Origin of the sequence: Paenibacillus oceani, assembly GCF_014705615.1 — a bacterium.
Taxonomy (GTDB): Bacteria; Bacillota; Bacilli; order Paenibacillales; family NBRC-103111; genus Paenibacillus_AB; species Paenibacillus_AB oceani.
In genome coordinates this window covers 83,685-109,294 of the sequence record NZ_JACXJA010000015.1, presented here as the reverse complement: position 1 = coordinate 109,294, position 25,610 = coordinate 83,685, and the positions used below count along the sequence as shown (strand labels likewise).

General features: G+C 50.6%; 15 protein-coding genes. 13 read left to right on the top strand and 2 right to left on the bottom strand.

All coding sequences use genetic code 11. The features are described 5' to 3' along the window. The first annotated feature begins 81 nt into the window (after positions 1–81). Positions 82–1,209: a M14 family metallopeptidase gene (locus tag IDH45_RS12900; RefSeq protein ID WP_190928178.1), complete on the top strand. Its 1,128-nt coding sequence runs from the start codon at positions 82–84 to the stop codon at positions 1,207–1,209. 592 nt (positions 1,210–1,801) lie between these two features. Further along, on the top strand, positions 1,802–2,593 hold the full coding sequence (locus tag IDH45_RS12895) for a helix-turn-helix domain-containing protein (RefSeq protein ID WP_190928176.1): 792 nt from the start codon (positions 1,802–1,804) through the stop codon (positions 2,591–2,593). A 113-nt stretch (positions 2,594–2,706) separates the two neighbouring features. Here IDH45_RS12895 and IDH45_RS12890 read toward each other — a convergent pair whose 3' ends face one another. Beyond that, complete coding sequence (locus tag IDH45_RS12890; RefSeq protein ID WP_190928174.1) at positions 2,707–3,648, bottom strand: AraC family transcriptional regulator; 942 nt, start codon at positions 3,646–3,648, stop codon at positions 2,707–2,709. Between the two features lie 1,012 nt (positions 3,649–4,660). Between IDH45_RS12890 and IDH45_RS12885 the strand changes: the two genes are divergently transcribed. The 4 genes from IDH45_RS12885 (at position 4,661) to IDH45_RS12870 (ending at position 11,126) form a co-directional block, all read left to right on the top strand. After that, positions 4,661–6,025: an ABC transporter substrate-binding protein gene (locus tag IDH45_RS12885; protein ID WP_190928172.1), complete on the top strand. Its 1,365-nt coding sequence runs from the start codon at positions 4,661–4,663 to the stop codon at positions 6,023–6,025. A 26-nt stretch (positions 6,026–6,051) separates the two neighbouring features. Next, positions 6,052–7,425, top strand: a complete 1,374-nt coding sequence (locus IDH45_RS12880) for a hypothetical protein (RefSeq protein WP_190928171.1) — start codon at positions 6,052–6,054, stop codon at positions 7,423–7,425. A gap of 94 nt (positions 7,426–7,519) precedes the next feature. Next, positions 7,520–8,863 (top strand): glycoside hydrolase family protein, encoded by a 1,344-nt coding sequence (locus tag IDH45_RS12875; protein ID WP_190928169.1) that lies wholly within the window; start codon positions 7,520–7,522, stop codon positions 8,861–8,863. A gap of 178 nt (positions 8,864–9,041) precedes the next feature. Then, complete coding sequence (locus IDH45_RS12870) at positions 9,042–11,126, top strand: hypothetical protein (protein WP_190928351.1); 2,085 nt, start codon at positions 9,042–9,044, stop codon at positions 11,124–11,126. 462 nt (positions 11,127–11,588) lie between these two features. On the opposite strand, the gene IDH45_RS12865 is transcribed toward IDH45_RS12870, so the two are convergent. After that, complete coding sequence (locus IDH45_RS12865) at positions 11,589–12,491, bottom strand: AraC family transcriptional regulator (RefSeq protein ID WP_190928167.1); 903 nt, start codon at positions 12,489–12,491, stop codon at positions 11,589–11,591. Between the two features lie 116 nt (positions 12,492–12,607). Between IDH45_RS12865 and IDH45_RS12860 the strand changes: the two genes are divergently transcribed. The 7 genes from IDH45_RS12860 to IDH45_RS12830 all read left to right on the top strand — a co-directional run bounded on the left by IDH45_RS12860 (position 12,608) and on the right by IDH45_RS12830 (position 25,461). Next, positions 12,608–12,832 (top strand): hypothetical protein, encoded by a 225-nt coding sequence (locus IDH45_RS12860; protein WP_190928165.1) that lies wholly within the window; start codon positions 12,608–12,610, stop codon positions 12,830–12,832. Positions 12,833–13,150: 318 nt separating this feature from the next. Continuing rightward, entirely contained in the window at positions 13,151–14,458 is a 1,308-nt protein-coding gene (locus IDH45_RS12855) for an extracellular solute-binding protein (RefSeq protein WP_190928163.1), read from the top strand. Positions 14,459–14,527: 69 nt separating this feature from the next. Further along, positions 14,528–17,206 (top strand): hypothetical protein, encoded by a 2,679-nt coding sequence (locus IDH45_RS12850; protein ID WP_190928161.1) that lies wholly within the window; start codon positions 14,528–14,530, stop codon positions 17,204–17,206. A 1,143-nt stretch (positions 17,207–18,349) separates the two neighbouring features. Further along, positions 18,350–19,117 (top strand): alpha/beta hydrolase family protein, encoded by a 768-nt coding sequence (locus IDH45_RS12845; RefSeq protein ID WP_190928159.1) that lies wholly within the window; start codon positions 18,350–18,352, stop codon positions 19,115–19,117. 144 nt (positions 19,118–19,261) lie between these two features. Further along, positions 19,262–20,479, top strand: a complete 1,218-nt coding sequence (locus IDH45_RS12840; protein ID WP_190928153.1) for a mandelate racemase/muconate lactonizing enzyme family protein — start codon at positions 19,262–19,264, stop codon at positions 20,477–20,479. 149 nt (positions 20,480–20,628) lie between these two features. Continuing rightward, entirely contained in the window at positions 20,629–21,516 is an 888-nt protein-coding gene (locus IDH45_RS12835; RefSeq protein WP_190928152.1) for a TIGR01777 family oxidoreductase, read from the top strand. Positions 21,517–21,882: 366 nt separating this feature from the next. Beyond that, positions 21,883–25,461: a DNA polymerase III subunit alpha gene (locus IDH45_RS12830; protein WP_190928150.1), complete on the top strand. Its 3,579-nt coding sequence runs from the start codon at positions 21,883–21,885 to the stop codon at positions 25,459–25,461. Positions 25,462–25,610: the final 149 nt, after the last annotated feature.

Here is a 25,610-nt window from a genome sequence, read left to right as displayed (position 1 = left end):
TTGACGATCCAGGGGATGCAGAGCTAGACTTTTCTTAAGTGTGGGCCGAACGTAAGATGTAATGAAAAGGGGGAGCCCTTAATGAATTCGCCATGGATACCGTCCATCCGGATCGATAACCGGCATGCAGGAGGAAATATTCAGGTTTTATCTGTTGAAGAAAAGCGCGTCGTACTGAAGCAGGAAATGAGAGACACGTCCGGCTGGTGGTTTTACTGGAATTTTGCCGCCGTGGCCGCAAGTCCGGAAACGGTAACGTTTACATTTGCGGACGGGGAAGTGGTTGGACCCTGGGGGCCTGCCGTCAGCGAGGACGGGGTTCATTGGCGATGGCTTGGAGCGGCTTCGCTTTTGTCCAGGAGCGAATTTAGTTACACGTTCTGGCATGCCGGCGAGAAGGTCTACTTCTGTTTCTGTATTCCTTACCAGTTGCACCATTTCGAACGATATTACGCGCGCATTGGCGGGCATCGGAACGTGAAACGCGCGTTGTTGACCGAATCCGAGCTTTTGAAGCCTGTTCCATTGCTAACTTTGGGCAATCGTATGGCGGATCGCCATATGTTCTTCACAGCCAGACATCATGCCTGCGAATCGACTCCGTTGTATGTGCTTGAAGGCTTGATCGAAGCTCTTCTAACAGCCGAATCGTCCCCCGTTCTGGAACGTTATCTGGTTCATTTTACTCCATTCATCGATATCGATGGGGTGGAGAATGGAGATCAAGGTAAGTCTCGCTTGCCGCACGATCATAACCGCGACTATACGGATACTCCGATTTACCGCTCGACTGCAGCGCTGATGAACTATGCCAAAGGAGTTCAGCCGGAGATCGCGATCGATTTCCACGGTCCGTTCAAATGGGGGGACCGGAATGACGTTCCTTTTTTCGTCAATCGCCATAGTCCGTTGAAAGAGGAGGTAAACAACCTGAGCGGGAAACTGGAGAAAATTAGCGGGGCCCGCAGCGAAGCGGATGCGATTCGACATAAATCCATCGATAATCTGAGTATGGGAGAAGACTGGAATCAGCCTAATCCTGCAACCTGTTCCAGCTTTTTCGAGAGATCCGGCGCCCAGCTTGCATGCAGCTTTGAATTCCCTTATTTCGGTAGCACCGATACGGCTCCAGTTACTGCGGATAACAGCAGACGGTTTGGTCACGATTTCGCCCGGGCTTTGGAACAGCATGTAGAGAACATCGATTAACGTACTACTGATTTTGCCCAAGGTGTTAAATAATCAGTCCGTACCCTCAAATAAATAGAAATGACGAAGAAGCCTCGAATCGACCCGATTCAGGCTTTTTCGCGTAAATTCGCCTTTGAACGAATAACGTTCCGAATAAAACCAAGTGTTCCTATCATATTCTCAAATAAAAATAACAAGGTGTGGTGCTGACTGAGAAAGGACAAAAAGAACGAAATCGTCGTGTACGTAATCAGAGGCTCTACACTGAAAAAATTCGTCATGTTGGATATACTCGTAGGCTCCGGGATATTTTATGTAGTTAAATTTATATTCGCAAGCGTCCTGGTCGCATCAGCAAGCAGTTTTCTCGGGACAGAAGGGATTAAACGGGTTCCGAAGTTTTTTAGGAGATTGTAATAGAAAGGACGGTTGGACCTGCAGCTCACCGTTTCAATCTGCTTGACGGTCGGCGAAGGCGGCGCGAACGGATGGGTAAGCTCGGGAAGCTTTGCGGATTCAGCGGCTGACGCGATTCTTTTAGAATTGAACTTTAGACGAACGGCCCGATATGCTACCATAAAGAGAAAAGAATCCGTTGGAGGGAAAAGCGTTGGCGGAACAGCTGCATATCCGAAGCTTTATCGGCACGCACGGGAAAGAGTGGGGCGATCCGGACTTTTTTCGGCATGCCAGTCTGGAGATTACGAACATCCTGGATGGCGACGGCACGTTTCAATACGGTAACGAGACGATACCGGTAAGCGCCGGGCAGACGGTGCTGATTCCGTCGAATGTGTCTCATTCGTTTCAAGCCGTCACACCGATCCGGTTCGGCGTGATCTTGGCCGACGGATTGCCGGAGGAGACGAGGCAGCTGTTCCGCCAGCTGATCCGGGGTGAAGCTCCGTCCGTCATTACATTCTCGCAGTTCAATCAGGAGCAGTACGAGATCTTGTTCAGACAATGGCTGCGTGTCATGGCATCGCCCCTGAAGGAGCCGGAGCGGAATCGGCTGGCCTGGCTGACCGTGCTGCTGCTGTTCATAACCGAGCATTCCCAGGCTGACCGGCAGGCCGTATCGATCGCACATATTGCGGACCATATCCGGGAGCATCTGCACAGCGGCTTGTCCATCGCAGACATGGCCGGGATGGCCGGACTTTCCGAGGAAGGATTCCGCAAGCGGTTCTACAAAGTGTACGGCATGTCGCCCAAGCAGTTCCAGCAGCAATGCCGACTGACGGAGGCCAAGTGGCAGCTCAGCTCGACGGAGAAAGATATGCAGGCGATCGCAGAGTCGATCGGCTTCACGCAACTGCATTCGTTCTCCGCCTGGTTCAAAAAGCTGGAAGGGCACTCGCCCTCGGATTGGCGCAGAAATCAACGGTTGTTCCATCAGTAGCTATCGATAACAAGGAGCCAAACCCTCGGAAGAAGGGGCTGGCTCCTTTGTCGTTGCGCCGGTAATCCGGCATCTCTCGAGATACTGGCGGCGAACCATCGTCCAAGGCAATATCAGTTGTTGAACGAAGCAGCAGCATGACCGCTTCGTTCCATGTAGCGGTATTCCGAGGGGGTCATACCGGTTTTTTGTTGAAACAGGTGGCAGAAATATTGAGTCGAGGAATAGCCGACATCTCCGGCGATCCGTTCGATCGACAGGCTGCTCGTTCGCAGCAAATCCTTGGCTACTTCCACCCGTGTATGCATCAGTTTATGTTTAAACGACGCATTGAAATGTTTTTTGAGCAGCCGGTGCGTCTGCTTCGTGCTCAAGTTCAGCGTATCGGCCAGCATCTCCAGCGTCAAATCTTTGTGACAATTGGAGAAAAACGAATCAATTAAATACGACCATTGATCGTACTTGTCTTTGCGCGGTATCGCATACGCCCGGTCCGCCGGGTGTTCCGTCTGAATGCCTCTTACCAGCTCGACGATCATCTGGGCGAACACGCTGAGCACTTTCGTGTAGGAGCCTACCGCGGGATTCTCCATTTCGGTCCGCGCCTCCGCCAATAGGCGAAACATGGTTCGATTCCGGATCGGATCGGTCAACTGACAGTGTGTGAGACGTGACAATGCGGCCTTGATCAGTTCGGCTTCCTCCTTCGGAAAGCCGGGGTCCGCGGACGGGACGTCCTGAAACGTAAAGCGAAACGTAGAACGCTCTCCGGGCAGCACCGGGTCCGGCTCGAACGAATGGAAGATATGTTGGCCGATGATATGGATGGAACCGGTTTCAAGTTGCTGCTCGCGGTCTTCCAAGACGAGTGTACCGATGCCGGAATCGATGAATTGCAGCTCGATCGCCGCATGATTGTGCTTTTTGTTGCGGACTATCGTCATCGGATAAATGTTGTTGTCGAGCAAAATATCGAACAGCAGCGGGCCGAAACGGACTTTAATGTTCAGCTGACCCCAGGCTACAGGAACGGAGCGATTTTGCAAATTCGTCAACAGGTTCCCTCCTTGTGCGATTCCGTATGCGGTACAAGTTAATCCACATTGTATCACGACAAGAGAGCAAGACGTCAACAGACTGTATACAGAATGGATAGGGTGCAAGGCAAGCATAAAACCTTGGGTATAATAGCCTGGTCACCTTGCCTGGTTTTTCAGGTCGCGGCTAATGCCGTGGCTTTATTATCGTAACAGCTACCTTATACGCTGGGGCATTCGTCGTGGAAAGGGCTTCGTTTAGAAGCTTTTTTAACAGAAGGGCTTCTGATCTGCCAGAAAGTTTAAGATCCTTACTGATCTTCACGGTGCTAAAGGGAATGGAGGAGTTTCCTTCCTTGGCGTTTGAGAACGTATAATCAGGTACAGCCTAACGAATCGTATGGTGCTTATCGCTGAAAAACGACGTTATTCCAGACGTAACGAATCCGGGGATCGTTATTAAACCCAAAGTGGATAAAAAACGATCCGATTTGCGGAAATAACGATACGAGAGTTCGTTACAAATTCAAACACTCGCATTCGACTCTGATAACGGTTGCTGGGTTCGTTAGCGATACCACACCGCAAAAAGACAACACGACCTGAGGGCGAGCGGCTGGAGCGAAGGAAGGGGGACCATTCCCTGTCACGCATTAGCGTATCGGTTTGTACGTGAAAGGACCGTCCGGACGCTTTTCCGGACGGTTTTTCTTAATTACGTAATCGGACATAAATCTGTGTTTTTTCTTCTTATGGTTACGTTTCTTTTCTATCCTTTTCTTTTTTTTACTCTTTACAACCTAAAAACAATAAGGATATAATATTTATAGTACACGTCGTAACACAATGTGACACATACGTGTATGTATAAAATATTATGGAGGATATAGTCAAGGGGGTGTGCAATAAACGTGCTTAAAAGGCATGAGTAGAAACAACGGCAATGTGACTGGAAGCGTTTTCAAAAAGTGCTTTATCGTCGACTCTCGTGTTACCTGATTGACTACACAACAGTAAAGGGATGGTTGAATTGAGTAAACTTAAAAAGCCTTTGAAGTACGGTGCGGCTATGCTTGCATTAATGGTTTTCGCAGCGGGCTGCGGAGGCAACGGATCGGCGGCGGATCCGGGGAACGGCAAAGACGAAGCCGGAAAAGCCCCCGAGGTCCAGAAGCCGGAACCGGCAGAACTCGTATTTTATTCCCAGAACGGTCAGTCGGAGGCCTTTTTTAACGAAATATACGGGGACAAAATCAGAAAAAAGTTTCCGCATTATACGATTAAGTACATTCAACGTACGGGTCCGGGAACGTTGCTCGCAGACATGGTCTCCAGTAAAACCCATTTCGATTTCTACTTCAATACCGTCTATGGATTTTTGAACGAAGTGCTGCCCGTCGAAATTCAGTACGATATGACCGAATTGGCCAAAAAGCACAAGGTCGATCTGAACAATATTGATCCGGCGGCGATTGAAGGGTTCCGAAACGATGTAGGCGGCAAGCTGTTTGCGCTGCCCACTCATCAGGACGTAATGGTCACCCTGTACCACAAAGATCTTTTCGATAAATTCGGCATCCCTCATTTGAAAGACGGAATGACGTGGGACGATTTGTATGCCGTATCGAAACGGATTACGAGAAGCGAGGGGGGAGTCAACTATATCGGGTACGCGCCGATGGTCGATTATTTGGTGCGGTTGAACCCCTACTCGATTCCGAACCTAGATAAAAACACGTTGAAGCCGACGATCAATACGGATGAACGATGGAAATCATTTTTCGAAAAACTGATCATAGCGCCGGGTGAGGCGGCCGGAGCGGCACGAGGAGAGATGCCGAAGGATGCCGTCAAAGTTCTCGAGAAGTTTATTGCCGGGGAACAAGCGATGGTCGTCTATATTCCGCAGGTCGTCAAAAGCTGGGCGGACCGATTTAAAACGGTCAACTTCGATTTCGTGTCAGCCCCAACGCTGCCGGACCAAAAAGGGGTAGGCTCGATGCCGTATCCGGTCTATCTCGGAATTACGCAGATGGCCAAAAATAAAGATGCGGCGATGGAAGTGCTGAAATTTTTAATCTCGGACGAAGCGCAAACCGATTTGGCGAAAAAAGGGCTTATGCCGGTCGTAAAAAGCGAGAGCGTCAGGAAAGCGTACGGTGCCGACACCGGGTTTAACAATCTCCATTGGGGCGCGGCATTTTATAATAAGGCAGCGCCGGTTCCGTACAAAGGCCCGATGGACGGAATGGTGGGAGACATCTACCGGAAGTACGCCTACGAGGTCATGTTCGGCACAACCGATATGAATACAGCGCTTCGCCAGGCAGAAGAAGAAACGATCAAGCAAGTGGAGGATTTCCGCGCCAAAGTCAATCCGAACGTATTCAAATAGAAATAGCAGGAAAGCGGTGAATTTGGATGAGAAGCAATAAAGCTGTCGCACAGATCGGCTCCAGAGTCGAGATGTTTATCGACAATTGGTTGATTGACGAGAAGCAGGGAATCGAACTGCGGATGACACCGCCCGAGAGGCGCGAGGTCGTGCTTAAGTTTGACAAGCCTTGGGAAGGAAAAGCCGCTTGTTACTTCACCGTCATCCAGGATGAGGGGAAAATCCGGCTTTACTATCGGGGAAACGCGCCCGCGGACGATCACGATGACCAGCAGGCGACATGTTACGCGGAAAGCGAGGACGGCATCCATTTCGAGAGACCGGTTCTCGGACTATATGAGTATGAAGGCTCGAGCAGCAACAACATCGTATGGCGCGGTCTTGAATCTCATAACTTTGCGCCGATGAAAGACGATTCGCCGTCAGCAGCCAAGGAATCCTTGTTTAAGGCACTAGGCGGCGTCGCACCAAGGGGAACGCCATGGGAGAAAGGAATGCTCCATGCCTTGCATTCGCCGGACGGCATCCACTGGTCGAAAATGGATGCTAACCCGGTCATCACCGACCAGCCGTTCGACTCTCACAATATCGTTTTATGGGACCCGAACCAAAGCGCTTACCGCTGTTACGCGCGTTATTGGGCGGATCGTAAAGTGAGAGCCGTTCATAGCTCGATCTCTCCGGATTTTCGGGAATGGCAGTCGTTTACGCCCCATACATACGACGCGGACGTTCCAATCGAACAGTTTTATACGAATGCAACCGTCGTATGTCCGGGAGCCGAGCATATGTACTTGTCGTTCCCGAAACGATTCATTGAGTCCCGGAAAAAAGTTCCCGAGCATCCGTTCTCAGGGCTTTCGGATACGATGTTCATGTCCAGCAGGGATGGGGTCCATTGGGACCGGTCGTTTCTGGAAGCCTGGCTGCGCCCGGGCCAAGACCGGAAAAATTGGACGGAACGAAGCAACATGATTGCGCACGGCATCGTGCAGATTGAACCCGAACTATTCTCGCTGTACGTCACGGAGCATTACCGCTGGGACGACATTCAATTGCGGCGGTTGACGGTGAGGAAGCACGGTTTCGCTTCCATACATGGAGGCTACCGGGGAGGCGAGGTAAAAACTTGTCCTCTAATCTTCTCCGGAAATCGGCTGCTGTTGAATTATGCGACGTCGGCCGCCGGCTCGATTCAAGTCGAATTGTTGGATGAAGCAGGGCAACCGCTGGAAGGTTACGAGGCTACGGATATGGAGCCGCTGTACGGAGACGAGCTGGAGGGCGTCGTACGCTGGCGAAACGGCGAAGACGTATCGGCATTAGCCGGAAAACCGGTCAGAGTCCGATTTTTATTGCAGGATGCCGACATTTATTCCATGCAATTTAAAACCTTGTGAAGGTTGCGAATACGCCTTTTAACCGGATAGAGTTATGAACGCGAGAAACGGCAAGCAGACGGGAAGCGGATGATTAGTGGAGGGAGGCTATACGGTGAAATCAGTAGTCGAAATTGGCACGAGAGTAGAAATGTTCGTGGACGAATGGCTGATTGAGGAGAAGCGGGGTCTATCCTTGAAGCTTCATCCGCCTCGCAGGGAAGAAATCGTGCTTTCATTCGATCAGCCCTGGGAAGGGAAGGGAAGCGGCTATGTAACCGTCATTCAAGATCAGGACAAAATACGCATGTATTATCGCGGGATTGGGTCAAGCTCTATGAATGATGATCGTAATCAAGTTACCTGTTACGCCGAGAGTACGGACGGCATTCATTTTGTGAAACCGCAGCTGGGACTATTCGAATATGAAGGCAGCACGGCCAACAATATCGTGTGGAGAGGGCGGTTATCTCATAACTTTTCCCCGTTCCTGGACCGTTCTCCCCATACTTCTCCTGAGTTGCGATACAAGGCAGTGGCCGGAATCGATGAATTGGTTGCGTTCGGCTCCGCTGACGGCATACATTGGCAGAAATTGCGAGAAGAACCGATTTTAACGGATGGAGACTTTGATTCGCTAAACGTAGTTTTCTGGGACACTAACGCTCAAGCCTACCGTTGTTTTTCCCGGATATACCAGGATAAGGCATACCGGACTATTCTGACGTCCACCTCTACCGATTTCTACAACTGGGGGAAGCAGCAGTTATTGCGATATAACGATTTGAAACCGATGCAGCAGTACTACACCAATTCGGCCATGCTTTGTCCGGGAGCGGAGCACATTTACATGGCGTTTCCCATGCGTTTTGTGCCGGAACGGAAAAAATTGACGGATCATCCCGAGCCGGGCGTCAGTGATACGGTCATGATGACAAGCCGGGACGGCTTGCACTGGGATCGAACGTTTATGGAAGCCTGGTGTCGCGCGGGACTGGATCCGCACAATTGGTCGGATCGGACCGGAATATTAAGCACCGGATGTGTGCTGCTGAATCCCGACGAGTTTTCCTTCTACATTCAGGAGCATTACCGGCTGGATGACAGCCGCTTACGGCGAGTAACCGTCCGCAAGCACGGCTTTGGCTCCATACATGCGGGATTTGAACATGGGGAATGGGTGTCAAGACCGTTCATTTTGGAAGGTAATGAACTGGTGGCCAATTATTCAACATCAGCGGTCGGTTATTTACGTTTCGAGCTGCAGGACGAGCACGGTCGCCCTCTTGACGGTTTCAGGTTGGAGGACATGGAACCGATGTATGGGGATGAGATCGATGGAGTGGTTACATGGGGGCCGGAAGCGGATTTTGAGTTATGGAAAGGACGCCCGGTCCGGATTCGTATGCAGATTAAGGATGCAGACTTATTCTCCTTGAAATGGAACGATAAGAAGTAATACTTCGGTTTAGGCCGGAGTTGAAAGATGGAATGACCCCTCATAGTAGACGGTGAAAAAAGTCCATATTAATAAGGTTGGGTTTTGACATTTGTCTACTGGAGGGGATTTTGGACGTCTTTCTTCCCACGGCATATACATCGTGGCTGCAGCTTTATCCTTTTGGATGATACAGGGTATGGAGATGGCGAACATCTTTACCGATGGTGGGAGGGAAATAGATTATCGCACGGGATGTAAGCGTTTACCAATCCAACTAAAAAGATGGGGAGAGTGTGAAATGAAAAATCGAATCCATTCCGAAGAAAATGCGTACATGGAAGGGCGGGAAGAATTGGACCATTCGGGAAGAACACCAGTAGAGCCGAAGGCGCTCAGCCGCCGCAAGCTGCTTGCCTCGTTGGGCATGGCCGGAGTAGCAATGGCCGTCACGGGCTCGCTGGGGGCGGCGAACGAGCGGGGACGGCCGACATGGCAGGGAAATCCGGGACTGCCGGGCGATGTTCAAGTGTTAAATGAATGGAACGAAACGGCAATCCGAAAAGTTAATTCGATATCTGAATTAATTCAGCAATCCGGCATGTTCGATGGGCAGATTTTTCAAGTGATTTCCTATCACGATGGAATGTACAAGGGTGGCGACCTCTTTATTTGGTCTACGGCTCTTGACAAAAGTTTACACGATGGTGGCTATTATATTGACCCGACAATTCCGATTCCATCTTTTGCAACGTTTCATACTTACTACACGGCTCAAAACACTGGAGCGGGCGTATTCGTTCGTTTGAATAACCAGCATGAAGTAAATGCCGATCAATATGGTCTGGTTAAAGCGACGGACGATGCAAGTTTTGTGTGGGCTTGCGCCGCCATACAGGCGGCAATTAATAAAGCGTCCGTAAGCTCTACAACAGATTATTACTGCAAAGAAGTCAAGATCAACAAAGGTAAATATTTTTCAACCAACCCTATCATTTTAAGCACAAATGGCAGCTTTTCAGCACGAATGCCAGCACTGATCGGCGGAGACGGCAACAATATTTACGATGTTGAAATATGCAAGACGACCACGAACACGGTCGGCGCGGGATATTTCGGCGGAGATGTGGATGCGGTGATCTTCGTATCGCCAACGACGGCCAGAGGCGATTATGTTTTTGGCGAGCATACGTCGGGCTTCACCTTGACGCGAACGATTGCAGATGTCGGCTACGGCTATTACGCCAAAAATTCGGCTATGGCGTATCGCGGGAATATTCAAGCAATCGGTCATGGTTACGGCATCTATACGGATGACTGCTGGATGTCCAAGCTCGGTTTTTTGCGGACCTATCAGGGCTTGAAGGGGATTGCCGTTCGCGGAGGAACATCGAACTACGGCGGTCAGCTTTACGTGGATGGAGCCAAAGAGCGCGGTTTTGACTTTTATAGCCTAACGTACTCCAATTTGTTCTGTGCGTGCGATGGGGTTGGCGGCAATCTTGCAGACGGCGGCGTTGCCTATGACTTTAGCTTTTCTAAATCCGTAGGCGGCGTTTTCTCAATGGAACGACACAAAGGTCAAGAGTTTTACTTTCATTACTCGGACGGCATCACGATTTCAGGAAGAAGTTACCATGCGACGCCTGTTTCGAACTCCTCTTACAAAGTATTTGCGAACGGCGGGTCAACCGTTACGTTTGAGAATTTCAACTGGAAAGAAACGTATGGAAACAGCACAATGACGGCAGCGGAGATCGCAAAATATACATTCACCAACAAAGCGAACTATGTCACGGTATTTGACTTTGACAACTGCATCATGAATGAGAATTTTGCCGCAAGCGGCTATGTGGCTCAGTTGGATATCAAATTTGCAGGAAATGTTCTCGATGCAGGGTACAGCAACCATTGCGGTTTAGTTACTCATATCCTTAGCTTGAATCATTCCACATTTAAACGGCTTTGCTATGTTGGGAAAACTGCATCTATTGAGTTGCTTTCGGCTAATAGTATGAGCGCAACGTATAATCGTTATTATGCAAATCCATTTGTCCTAACAGAAGGAACACCGAGTACGATTGCAAACCCAAGGCCGAACAGGGTACTGAAAAATTCCATATCAACCGATTCCAATTCTCCAACAAATCTATATACCCTGTATGACAACGATGTTGCTGCGTCTGCCTATTTGCAGGGATATGTAGATTCATCCGGATGGTTATGGGTCAAGCCGAGCACAACGGGCAACAACTTAGACTATAAATTTATCATTTCGACTTGAAGCAGCGCAGTACGTTTATGGTGATCGCATTGATGCTGCCCTCCTATTAGTATCCTTTGATTATTCTATACAACGGTATTGGGCAACGGCTGGCGGGTATCCTTCCATCCTAATATCAACTCGTCGATATGATATCAATATGACTAACTCAATTGCGGGACGGACTGACGCTTGATAAAAGAGTACATTTACATTTAAGGGTTAGACGTAATGCGAAAAAAATAGCGTCGTGCGGAAACTGAGACTCTATGAACATATGTATCGAATTTTTTTTCCGCCGCAAGCCGATTGGTATTCTCTTTCATATTCACATGTCCTCAAGTTCTTGTCATCTAATTAATTTAGATAAAAACTTGAGGACTTTTTCGATTTTACAGGAAATTTCCACTATCATTTCTGTTTATCGAGTCTTTAAGGTCGCACGGCAAACATTGCATACGGCAGGGGGCCCGGGAGACGCGCTCACTCATACTTCGGCCGGTACTGCATGGGCGATACGCCGGTCCATCGGCGGAACTGGCAGGAAAAGTGGCTGAGCGAATGAAAGCCGAGCTCCAGGGCAATGGCCTCGATCGGAAGGTTGGTCGTCACCAGCAGCCGTTTTGCCCGGTTCAGGACCAGCTCGCTGACGTAGCGGCGCGGCGAGACGCCGTATACTTTAGTGAACAGCTTCGAACATCGGCTGCGGCTTAAGTGCAAGTCTCGGGCGATCCGGGCGACGGATTCGTCGGAATCGGCCGTTACCATCCGCCGAAGACGTTCTTCGATGGCATGCGCCGTTTCGATTTCCATAAAAGAAGCGACGGAAGGCCGGGCTTTCCCGGCGGGCGCTTGTGGAGCGGCGCATTGCGCAGTTAACGAAGTGACTATCAATAAAATCGCGGCTTGCAGTTCAAGCTTGCGCAACGGATCGATATCCAGAGCCACGAGTTTGTCGGGCGGGGCGGACGAAGGGCTGTCCGCCAGGCTCAGCGTCATCAGTCGCTCAACGCGCGTAACGATTTCCGCCAGTCCGCTCGCAGCTGCATCGGCACCACTTAGCAGAAAGCAGTCGGCGGCGTTGAGCCGCCTGCGCAAGTCAGGATCGTCCACATCAAAGTGGATGTTCAAAAACGAATACGGCTCAGCGGCGAGGTTCTCCAGCCGATGGCGCACGCCGGCTTTCAGCAGCATCCAATCTCCTGCGCGCATCTTCCGTTCGCTTACTCCCACAAACTGCACGACTTCACCGCTGAAGCAGTATAATATTTCAAACAAATGATGATGATGCAGCGGATACGACCAGCCCGGCGGCTTGACGAAAAATCCGCAGCCCTTAATTTGCAGCGTGCTGGTCATATTCGGAAAGATCACCTCGATATCCATCCGCTTCCTCCGTTCGAGTCGACTGCAGACAGTCCCTTCAGTTGTGCAGCAGGCCCTGCATTTTTCCCTTTTTTCATTTTATCATATTTAGAACATCCTTAATGGTAATGGCACAAATGCTAAAAAAAACGAACGCTTTGCGCATGGTCCCGGGCGCAAATCCGGCTTATGATGAAGGCAACCGCCACCTGGAACAAGCTGTCTCCGTATCCGGAAAAGCAAGCCGGCAACGGGCGGGCGTTGGCGTGCCGGACAATTGCACGCTGCTCCGTCGGAGCAATCAAGGCCATCTGCGCCGGGAAGAATCACAGCGGAGCAGATGGGCTCTATCGATCGACTGACGTTTCGTACGCGCTTGCCCGATCGATGTTGTTCGCAGGACGGGCCATTAGATGGGGGGCCGCAAACATGATCTTCCAGCCATCGGCGGGAGGGGAGGTGACAGGGGAAACGAAGCCCGCCCTTCAGATTTGCTAGCAGAGGTAGGGATAGATGGTTGGCGGGCGCGTTAGGTTGACAGAGTAAAGGTTATCCAAGCGGGACTGTCTTAGGGTTGTAATCTTCTTTTGAAATCCAGTTCAATCTGAAATTAAAAGAAATGATGAGAACGCTTACATTTTGAAAGTGCTTTTAAACCAAATAACGAAAAGGGTGTCATTATGCTGAAACCATCGATATCGATCGGAGCGGCGGGATTGCTGCTCGTACTTGCAGCCTGCTCCGGAGCGGGCACGCCGGGTACCGGCAAAGGGACGGAGGAGGGGGCTCCTGCCCAGCCCGAGAAAAAAGAACCGATCACGCTTCACTTTTACAACGTCGGCGGCAATTTCGACGCCGAAGGCTACTTCGAAGAAAAGTTCGGCAAAGCGATCAAGGCGAAATTCCCACACGTTACTCCGGTGCTGATTCCTACCACCAGCGGCTCGCTCGACAAGATGATCGCGTCGAACCAGCCGATCGACGTCATTTTCGGCTCGGTCGGCCTCGTCTACAACAGCATCTTTTTGAACGAAATGCAATACGATATCGAACCGCTCGTCAAAAAATACAAGAGTGACTTAAGCCGCTTCGAGCCTCAGGCGCTCGAGATGATCCGGCAAATGAGCGGCGGCAAGCTGTACGCGCTGCCGTTCGACTCCGCAGCGTCTGTCATTTACTACAACAAAACCTTGTTCGATAAGTTCGGTGTCGACTACCCGAAGGACGGCATCACCTGGGACGAGCTGTACAACTTGTCGGTCAAGCTGACGCGCAACGAAGACGGCGTCCAATATTACGGCTTCACGATTTCACCGAATCATTACTTTTGGCGCAACCAAATGTCGCTCAACTTCGTCGATCCGCAAACGCTGCAAGTGTCGCTGACGAACGACAACGTCAAAAGCCTCATGGACAACATCGCCCGCTTTTATCAAATTCCCGGATTCAATCCGGATAAGGCAAAGATGGACAGTTTGACCAAAATGTTTTTCCGGGATCAAGTGTCGGCAATGTGGACGCCGGTGGCCGGTCTGCACGTCGAGAAAGACCTGGCCCCGCTCAATTGGGATATCGTCTCGTACCCGACGATGAACGGCTCCGGGCCGCAGCCTTATCCGGTCTTCACGTTCCTGAACGTCGGCAGCAAGCATAAGGACGACGCGTACCAGGTGATGGACTTTTTGTCCACCGAGGAGTTTCTGACGGAGAAAGCGAAGGCGGCGACGTTCATCCCGGCACTTAGCAGCGATAACATTCCGAAAGTATTCGGCCAGGACGCCCCGCTGTACAAAGGGCGCAATGTCGCCGCGATCCCGCTTAAAAATATGGCAAAGCCGTCTCCCCAGAGCAAATATTACTCTACGGCGGGGCAGCATTTAACGATTGCCTTGCGGGGCATTTTGTACGAGGGCAAAGACGTCAATACGGCGCTGCGGGATGCCGAGGAAGCGATGAAGAAAACGATTGAGGCGGACAAAAAGAAGTAGCTGCGGAGGCCGAAGGCCACTTATTATGAAACCGCATACAAAATCCAATTGAAGCGGGAGGCGGCACACTTGATGGGACCGCGAGAAACGGATGAAATACAAGAAGATAAGGATTTGGATGCCGGCGGCAAGCCGACCTTGCTCACAAGAAGGGCGATGCTGTCGTCTCTGGGCCTGGCTGGGACAGTTTTGGCCGCGGGCAGCGTGATCGGAGGAACGATTGGTACGTCGTTCGCGGCCGGGGGACCGGTGAGCGGGGAAGTATACGGCCGCAAAGGGCTGCCCGATTTTTTGACAGGGGATCACGATTTAGAGAGCATTGCTGATATGCTATCTATTGCAAATCCGCAAAACGGCAGCCGAGTATTTGTCAAATCGTACCATGCCGGATTAATCAAAGGTGGCGGACACTTTGTTTATGACTCAACAAAAGCATCTGTGTTTGATGGCGGTGTCGTTTTAAATGGATGGGTGCGTCAATTGGAAAATAATGTGTTAAATCCGTTCATGTTTGGAGCGCATGGCGATTTAGTATTCACGATTCCAGAGGTGCTTGATTATGCATCCGGGCATGATGATACTCAAGCTTTTAAAGACATGCTAAATATGAACAAGTATGTTATCCATACCAATATCAGCAAAGCAATTTCATCACAAGTATATAGCAAGTATACATTTGAAATACCGCACGGCTCTTATTACATCACAGACACCCTACCGATTAGAACGAATACAAAAATTGAGGGGAATAATTCAACATTATTTTTTGACCCGTCAACAGCTATCGATATGTTTAGTACGCCACGCGACGAAATGGCAGCGGCTTATCAGTTGAGTACAGGTTGGAATACACAAACCATTTCTATGGTTGAAATTTCAAATTTGGTACTGCTTGGAAACGTAACGCGAACATCGACTGTTCACGCACAAAAATGTATCGATGGTGCGAATGCGTACAAGTGGCGACTGGAGAATTTGCTTATTGAACGATTTCATAACGGTATTTCGCTTTACGGGCTTGATACATCAGCTTGGACAAATGGAAAACGCATCGGAAATTTCTACGAGAACGTTGTGGACGGTGTAGCCATTCATGAATGTGTACAGGGATTCTACAACACATCAAATGCGTTACAAGCTGCTAACTTAACAATAGGTGGCGGCACAGTAGTAGATAAACGATATGCCAATAAATTCGACTATTTATTGATAAACACAGGTGCTGGCTGCAGCTTTAATGGTTTTAATATTGCCCCGGCATCGGATCAAGGGTCATCCTTAGCTTTGATTTATGATGCTTGTCACGGTTCGTATTATGGCGGAGGTTACTCGGAATGGTTTAATACTTTATTTGAATTGGAAATGCAAAAACGTTTTGATGGATTCAAATTTGATGCAAGTCACTTGTTTAAAAGACCTCAAGATACTTGTGTACGATTTATTGCGGATACTTACAGCACTTACGACCCCGCTACTGGCATTCGCACACCAAGCAGACATTTTGAAAATGGTAGACAACATAACGAGTACTTAAATCATACAGGGTTTGAATTTGGTGCGGGGGCAAGTCTAATCACGAACTTCTTTAAATTCTGCCCGCAGTATGATTTTAAGTTTGGCATGTATGGAGCTTACACGGCAAGCCATGATTTAATCTATGATGTGAAACGTTTCGAATCTGTGCATACTGGATTTACTACCAAGTATGGGATTCGCCTAATCAATCCGACACAATCCCAGATCGATATCATTCTTCCGATCAATACTCAATCTGTACAATCCAAAATCTGTATGTTGTATCGAACGATAGCAGGTTCTTTTGATTATGCTAAATTGAAATCGAACGTATGGGTTAACTCTTCTAATGAGCGGATATCGTTGGGCGAGTTGATGTATGATTACGGTAACGGCTGGAAAATGGCGGCTTGCGAAGTTACATCGGAACATGCAAGAGAAGGTAACGTCACAATTTCAATCCCCGCAAATTCACAAGTTGAAATTGAGCACATTGGTGCTTACGCAGGCGGTGTGCCCATGATGCCACAGTATGCGGACTACGAGCCACGAATTAACGCGCTTAACACAGAGTGGATGAATACATCGTCCCTTTCCAATGTGACGGGCGGTACGTTTGCACTTCATGATGTATTTCGAGCCTTATATGATGCTAACGGTACTTTTGCGTCAGATGGATACATAACAGCAGCAGGTAGAACACACACCAGTCGCTATACGATTGCTAGTCAGGCAACGCTAAGTGCTACAGACACGAATGTGATAGATACATCAACATCATCTGTGATTTCTCGTGTCGGTGTCGGTAGTTATGTTTCACTAACTCAAGGGTCTACTCAAACATTTGCGGTTGTTGGTCGTGTATTTGAGAATGGGGGTTACTCTAAAAAGCTAATCGTTTCACATGCTTCCGCCAGTATTGCCGCGGGTTCTGTTACCGTTCCAGTTGGTTTTATGCAAGCGCCTGCGTTTAGAGATGTAAACGGTTATGCTAGAAGATCAATATCTTATACCAAGACTATTTCTGCAAATTCTATCGCCACGACAGACACAACAATGGATAATGCTTATCTGGGTGCGCCTGTGCAAGTAGCTGCTTCTCCGCCACTTGGGGTAAGTTCAAGAGTTTGGGCGGAAGTGATATCTACCGGTAATGTTAGGGTTTATCATCAAAACCTAACCGCCTCTGATATTACGGTGACAAACGCCATATTGTCTTTAAAAATGGTTTAATCGATATCTGGGCTCCGCTTACAATACGCATCCTTATCCGGACTATATGTACTTGTCCAGTGTAAGCAAGCATAAGGAGCTTGCCTCGCTAGCGATGGATTTCTTTACATCGATTCGTTCCAGTTGGAGCTTTCCAGGAAAGGCTGGACCACGCCTTTGAAAAACAGCCAGATCAAGGCGGCGTTCGGGCAAGACTCCGATTCGTTCCGCCAAGTAGGGGAAGCGAGCGGTCAAAAACGTTAGCTCGCCTTCGAGCGTGCTGTCAAGGCTTGCCCCGACACGTATTTCCTCGGTCATGCTCCCGGTTTCTGGGCACATCTATCCGGCGAAGACCAGTACGACAAAGTCGCCTATCCGACAGGAAAAGTCCAGCCGGGCGGCAAGGTTGGCGAAATGCTGCGCAAATACCGGAACCTGTATTGCGATATATCCGCAGGCTCGGGAGCGAGAGCGTTCAGCCGTGATCCGGAATTCGCGAGAGAGTTTATACTCGAATTCCAGGACCGCATCTTGTACGGCCGCGACTATTTCGATAACGTTCACCAGGAAGTGCTAGGTCGCTTCATTTGCCGGACGACGTTCTTGCCAAAATATACTCGGGCAACGCCTTGAAGCTTGTTCCGTTATCCTGACACCATACGGGTAAAACATGGGGAATGGGTATCGAGACCGTTCGTTTTGGTCGGGAATGAACTGGTTGCCAATTATTCAACATCGGCGGCCGGTGAAATGCGATTCGAGCTTGAAATGGAACCTATCCGGGCTTGAAGAGAATTGCATGATTAACTCAATTAAAACGGATAACCCCCAACATAAGGGGGTTATTTTTGGCTGTTTCGGATCCGCCCGCACTACTTCTGCCTGGCTCTTTCTGAACATTCGAATGCATACTGTTCCTGTATATAGACAACATCCGGGAAAAGATGTCCGTTCAGCTTGTTGTTGCGTATGGCAATCCTCCGCTACACTTGCTTTAAACGTATCGGGAGGTGACGGATCATCGTTCACCGCAGCATCAGAAGCTGATCTGCGCAATATTTCAGCTTAGTTCCGTAAGCATTCCGAAGGGGTTATCACGTATTCCGCTGAAAAGTAATGTCTGCCATTAGTTGAGCAAAGATCAGGTTGAAAAGGATGAGTCAAATGAACAAGGAACAGTTATCCGAGCATCAGGTACAAATCGGCGACGAAACGCTGAACTATATGCTAAGGCGTCCGGAAAGCCGCCATATTCATGCAGATCCGCAGCTTCTGATTACGATCGGAGCGGATTGGAAGACGCATTTGTGGACAGTGCCTTACCGGGCCACGGCCGACGGTTATCTGGCGAACGGCCACTATGCGCTAACCTTCGATATCCCCTGTCACGGGGAGCGCACCGGGCCTTACGGAGAAGGGATCGACGGGTTTCGCGATGCTTGGCTGGCCGGGGACGATCCGTTCGAACGGTTCGTACGGGAAGCGATGGCGGTGATCGACGACTGTATCCGACTGGGTTTCGCGCGGCCCAGCAACATTGCGGTATGCGGCGCTTCCAGAGGGGCGTACATGGCATTGAGGCTGCTCGCTGCCGACCCGAGAATCGTTCGGGCGGCGGCATTCGCGCCGGTCACGGACTGGCGGATCTTGAGAGAGTTCGGCCCGATCCGAGATTCCGAAGATGTCGAAGCGCTCAAGCTTCACCGGGACATCGAACGGTTGGCGGGTAAACCGATATTTATGTCGATCGGCAACCGCGACGAGCGAGTGGGCACATGGAGCTGCTGTAAGCTGTATACAGATCTGGTTGAATATAATGTGAAGTACGGATACCCCGAATCGCTGGTTGAGTTTTATTGTACCGACGATCCGGATCATACGATGGGCAGTCATTGGTACGACCTGGGAACGAAGTTTTTGTTGCAGAGATAAGCATGAACGTGTGCGTTTAGCGGAGCTGATCATGTGCTGCTCGTAACCAAGCAGCAAGGTCATACAAATCCGGGGCCGTTCGGCCAAGTTTCTGACGGAATGATGACCACGCGCATTGAAGGCGGGAGAGAGGAAACTATCGTTATGAAAATTACTGATGTTCGCACGGTTCTCCTGACGGGACCTTGCACGAACGATCCGTTTTTAAGCGAGTCGCGCCGGCTGCGCAGCGCCGCATTTATTGAGATTGTAACCGATACGGAGCTGGTTGGCGTCGGCGAGACGTACATCGGCTACTTTTTTCCGGAGAGCGTGCCGGCGATCGTCGATTTTTTCAAACCGATCCTGATCGGTCAATCCGTCGATCATATCGACGAGCTGTGGCGGCGGATGTATCATTGCGGCAACTTCTGGTGCAGAGTCGGCATGGGTCTTTCTGTGCTGAACGGGATCGAGGCGGCTCTTTGGGATTTGAAGGGAAAAATGTACGGGCTGCCGGTCTACGAACTGCTTGGTGGCAAAAAGTACAACCGTCTTCCCTGTTATGCGACAGGGGGCCCAAGCAACTACCCGAAAGAGAAGCTGGCGGCAAAGCTGGATCATTATTTGTCGCTTGGCTTCAACGGAGTGAAGCTGGGCGCGGGCAGTCTCGATACGACCGGGGGCGGCTGGCAGATGCCGCAATCGAAAAAAGAAATCGCCGAATTTGAGGCGGACAAAATGGAGTTCGTCCGCAAACATGTCGGAAGTGGCGTTCAGCTGATGCTTGACGGCCATATGGGCAACAGCCCGACCCGTACATGGGATCTCGATACGGCCGTTACAGTGCTGCAGGCGCTCGAGCCGTACGATCTGCTGTTTTTCGAAGAGCCGCTGCATTATACGGACGCGGCCGGTTATGCCGAGCTGCGCCGGGCTACGGCGATTCCGATCGCCGGCGGCGAATGTTTGACCGGAAGCTGTGAATGGAAAATGTTTACCGATCTGAACTGCTTCGATGTCGGCCAGCCGGATGCGGCCTTTACCGGCGGTCTCGGCGAATTCATGAAAGTGGCGGCGATGCTGGAAGCAAACGGACGCAAAATCGCTACCCACGCTTGGGGGGCGGGCGGTTGTCTGATGCAAAACATCCACTGCGGCTTCGCCAGCGGCAATACGCTGATCCTGGAAATTCCGCCCGATTATGCCGGGCTGCACAGCGAGATCGTCCGCGATTCATTCCGGATGGAAGGCGGCTACGTATTGCCCCCGCAGCAGCCGGGTCTAGGCGTCGTGTTAACCGGTGCGATCAAGCATAAGTACCCGTTCGTTCCGGGTAGCGGGGAATTTAATTCAGTTCCCGGCAAAATGTTGACAACCTGAAGCCGGCGATCCCGACTTAGTATGCCGCCTCCGCCACCGTGGGACATGCCTTTCGAAGCGGGACCTACAAAAAATAGAACTACTGGACGGTTCGAAAGACAGCTATGATTAGGAAAACGCGGGAGCTTAGAAGGACGGGGGCGGAGACTTTGAACAAAAAGATTGTGCTGGCTGGCGGAACCGGGTTTATCGGGACATATTTCGCAGGGCGTTTTGCGGCTCAAGGTTACGAGGTAAAGATCATTTCGCGGAGACCCGGGCATATTGCGTGGAGCGATCTGGCTGGGATCAAGGAGGCGCTGGAAGGTGCGGAACTGCTCCTCAATCTGGCGGGCAAATCGGTGGACTGCCGGTATCATTCCAGGAATAAGGAAGCGATCCGAACTTCCCGGACCGAAACCACACGGCTGCTAGGGGAGCTGCTTCTGACATGCGGCAATCCGCCTCCGCTGTGGCTGAATTCCAGTACGGCAACGATATACAGACACGCGGAAGACCGGCCGATGACGGAAGAACACGGGGAGATCGGTACCGGTTTTTCCGTTGATGTCGCGCTGGCCTGGGAGGGCGCGTTTTTCTCGTTTTCGCTTCCGAAGACGAGACAGGCGGCGCTGCGGATCGCCATCGTGCTGGGAAAGGACGGCGGAGTCATGCGGCCGTTCCGGAACCTGGTCGCGTTCGGTCTGGGAGGCGCGCTGGGGCCGGGGAAGCAGATGTTCAGCTGGGTGCACATCGAGGATGTGTACCGAATCGTGATGTATATCAAGGACCATCAGGAGCTGGAGGGCGTATTCAACTGTGCTGCGCCGCACCCGATTCCCAACCGCGAATTCATGCATCAGCTGCGCCGGGCCATGAACAAACGGATAGGTCTGCCTTCCCCGAGTTGGTTATTGGAAGCGGGAGCTGTTATCATCCGGACCGAAACGGAGCTTATTCTGAAGAGCCGTTGGGTCATTCCGGAGCGGCTGCAAAGACACGGATTTGTTTTTCGCTATAACCGCATTGAGGATGCCCTTCAGGATATTTGCACGTAAGCAAGGGTATAGCATGGCCGATGGATGGGCTGAACAGCTGCAAGCATTTACCAACTGAAATAACTGGTCAAAAGGGATAGCTAACCGGCTGTCCTTTTTTGCTTTGTTATCACCCAGTCATCGCATCCCCTGGATAGCCAATCGAGAGAGCAGAAGATTTAGGAAGGGATTTGTTGTCTTTTACTTCCTGTTAAATATTTACTATCGAACATATGTGCGATAAAATGGAAATAGTTTCTTTTATCGTTTGAAGACATAAATTTGGAAAATAGTGTGATGAGCTATGGGTTAATCGTTATCACCGAATATACCAAAAAAGCTGAACGACATAAGTACGATAGAAAATAAGATAGGGATGAGGTATGTATGGAACGGGAACGTTTTGTGCATCTGCACGTGCATAGTGAATACAGTTTGCTGGATGGGGCGGCTCGTATCGAAGATTTAGTCAGCCATGCGGCCGAGCTTGGCATGACGTCGCTTGCGCTGACCGATCACGGCGTCATGTATGGAGCGGTACCCTTCTACAAGGCGTGCACGGAGCGGGGAATCAAACCGATCATCGGCTGTGAAGTATATTTTACGGCAGGCTCGATACGCGACAAAGGAAACCGGCAGAATCAGCCGATTTACCATTTAATCCTGCTTGTTAAAAATGAATCGGGCTATCAAAATTTAATGAAACTGGTCTCGATCGGCCATCTGGAGGGCTTTCACTACAAACCGTGTATTGATGCAGAGCGATTGGCGGAATATGCCGAAGGCTTGATTTGCTTAAGCTCCTGCCTCGAGGGGGAGATTTCTCAGCATTTACTTCATGCAAGGCGCGAGGAAGCGAAGCTGGCCGCCGAAAGATATCGGCATATATTCGGTGACGATTTCTTTCTGGAATTGCAGGATCACGGGCTGACCGAGCAAAAGAAAGTGATGCGCGACATGATTGAATTAAGCAGAGAAACCGGAATCCCAATAATCGTTACGAACAATGTTCACTATATTGAGGCGTCGGATCAGGAAGTCCAGGATGTGCTGATTTCCATTGGCACAGGAACGAAGCCGGATGATACTGACAGGCTGCGTTTTTCGACCGATCAAATGTACTTGAAGAGCGGTGAAGAAATGCGCAGGCTGTTCGCTCACGTCCCTGAGGCTTTGGCCAATACGGCCGTTGTGGCGGACCGCTGCAATCTGAAGCTGGAATTCGGCGGCTCGATTTCGCCAGAGTTCCGGCCGATTCCAGAAGGGGTAACCGCCGAAGGGTATTTGGCCGAATTGTGCCGGCAGGGGCTTGCCGCCCGATACGGTTGGAGCCGGGATGAACGTCACGAGAATGCTGGTGGCGTTACAGTCGATGCTTCATATCAGAGGATGATAGAGCAAAGATTACAGTACGAGCTTACGGTCATTGAAAAAATGGGGTACTCCGACTATTTTCTGATCGTCTGGGATTTTATCCGCTTCGCCCATGAGCGCGGTATCACCACCGGGCCGGGTCGGGGCTCGTCTGCCGGAAGTCTCGTCGCTTATACGCTGAACATTACCGATGTCGATCCGATCCGGTACGGCCTGTTGTTCGAGCGCTTCCTGAACCCGGAGCGGGTATCCATGCCGGATATTGACATCGATTTCGACGATTTGCGGAGGGAAGAGGTGATTGCTTACGTCGCGGAGAAATATGGCAAAGATCATGTCGCGCAGATCATCACGTTCGGTACGATGGCAGCGAAGGCCGCATTGCGCGATGTCGGAAGAATAATGAACCTGCCCTATAACGATGTTGACAGGGCTGCCAGAATGATCACCAGTCATCATGGGAGCACGCTGCAGGAGGCGCTTACGGTCAATCCTGAGCTGAGAGCGCTGGCAGCCAAGGAACCCAAAACCGCTGAACTGCTCGACAAGGCGATGCGGGTCGAAGGGTTGCCCCGTCACGCATCCACGCATGCGTCGGGCGTCGTTATTTCCCGCGAGCCGCTGACCCGGTACGTGCCGCTCCAAGCAGGGGCGGAGGGGACCGCTTTGACGCAATATTCGATGGAGCATCTGGAAGCGATCGGATTACTGAAGATGGATTTTCTCGGTGTGCGCATGCTCTCAGTAATCGAGCGTACATTGCGTTGGATTCGGGATTGGGACGGCATCGACTTTGATTTGCGGAAGCTGCCGGAGGATGATCCAGCTACATATGCGATGCTGTGCCGCGGCGAAACGGCGGCGGTTTTCCAGCTGGAGTCCGCCGGCTACCGACGGGTGCTGAAGGAAATGAAGCCATCGGAGTTTGAGGACATTATTTCTGTCAGCGCATTGTACCGTCCGGGACCGATGGAATTTATTCCTAAGTTTATAAAGACCAAACACGGAGAAATGGAGACGGAGTATCCCCATCCGTCGCTGGAGGTGATTTTGCGTGATACATACGGGATTATCCTCTATCAGGAGCAGATCATGCATATTGCCGCCAAGATGGCGGGATTCAGTCTGGGCGAGGCCGACTTGCTTTTGCGCGCTGTTAGAAAAAAGAAGCACGAGGTGCTGAACGAAGAACGCACTCATTTTATCCGCGGCTGCTTGCGCGAGGGCTATAGCGAGGCCGATGCCAACAAGGTGTATGACATGATCGTGCGCTACGCCGACTACGGCTTTCCGCGTTCTCACGCAACAGCCTATGCTGTTTTGACTTATCGTACGGCTTGGCTGAAGGCGCACTATCCCGTGCCGTTCATGACGGCAACACTTGTGTCTGTCATGGGCAACCGTCGCAAGGTGGCCGAATATGTCGATGAATGTCGGCGGATGAAGATTGCGGTGCTGTCTCCCGACGTGAACGAGAGCAAAGAGGCGTTTGCTCCTGTCCGTCCGCGTCGAAGCAGCGAAGAGCAAAACGTCGTTGGCTTGAACGCGGATTCTCTTAACGAAGATACCGTCGCAGGAGCGATACGCTTTGGGCTTGCCGCGATCAAAAACGTCGGAACGCAGGCGATTGAAACTATAATCCGTGAACGAAATGGCGCACCGTATAAAGATTTGCTTGATTTTATCCGAAGGGTGGATTTGCGGGTATGCAACAAGAGGGTAATCGAATCCTTGATTTTGGGAGGGGCTTTCGATTCTCTACCTGGCCACCGGGCGCAGTTGTTGGCTGTACTGGAACGGATGATTGAGGCTGTGCTGAAATGGAAAAAGGAGCGAGAGGAACTGCAGCTGGACTTGTTCGGCTTTACAGAGGAGGTAAATTGGACGATCGAATACCCCGACGTTGCTCCGTATACCCAGCTTCAGAAGCTTGCTTTGGAACGTGAACTGCTCGGTATGTTTACTTCCGGCCATCCACTTGACACTTATGAACCGCTGCTGCACGAGCATGAAGCCATGCCGCTTCATCAGTTGGCGGAAGAGCCGGACTTAAGCGTGGTGACCGTGGCGGGGATGATCGTATCCTGCAAAACCTTCCTCACCCAAAAAGGTCAGGCCATGGCTTTCGTAGAACTGGAGGATCGCATTGAAAAAGTTGAGGTTGTCATTTTCCCGGAGATCTGGAAACAATATGGAAGCCATGTACAAAAGGAACGCCTTATGATCATTCGCGGCAAGCTGCAACAACAAGACACTGGTATCAAGCTGCTGGCCGATCGTCTTGCGCCATTGGACGAGCCCAGTGCACGAGAAACCGCACAGCGCTGGCGCACTGAACCAATATCGCGCCAAGCCGAAGGCTCAAGGCCATGCGTTTTCTTGAGAATCGACGCTGCTCACGAAAACACACAAAGCTTGAACAAGCTGAAACAGTTGCTTCAACAGCAAACGGGCCCACTAGGTGTCATTCTTTTCTACGAGCGGAGCAAGCATTCCTTAAGTTTAAGCGAGCAGTACAGGATCAAGCCGTCTCCACAACTGGTTCAAGCGATCGAGGAGCTGCTCGGACCGCAATCCGTTAAAGTTAAATAAGTGAGACTATTTGTCCAATAGGCTTGCAAAAAATTACTTTTTTCATCTAAATGTTTAAAGTCAAAGTCCACCCTTCTGCCTTGAGCAGTCGTACGGCTCGAGTAAAGGGCGGAACCTTAGAAGATCGAGATAGCAGGATGATCAGGATC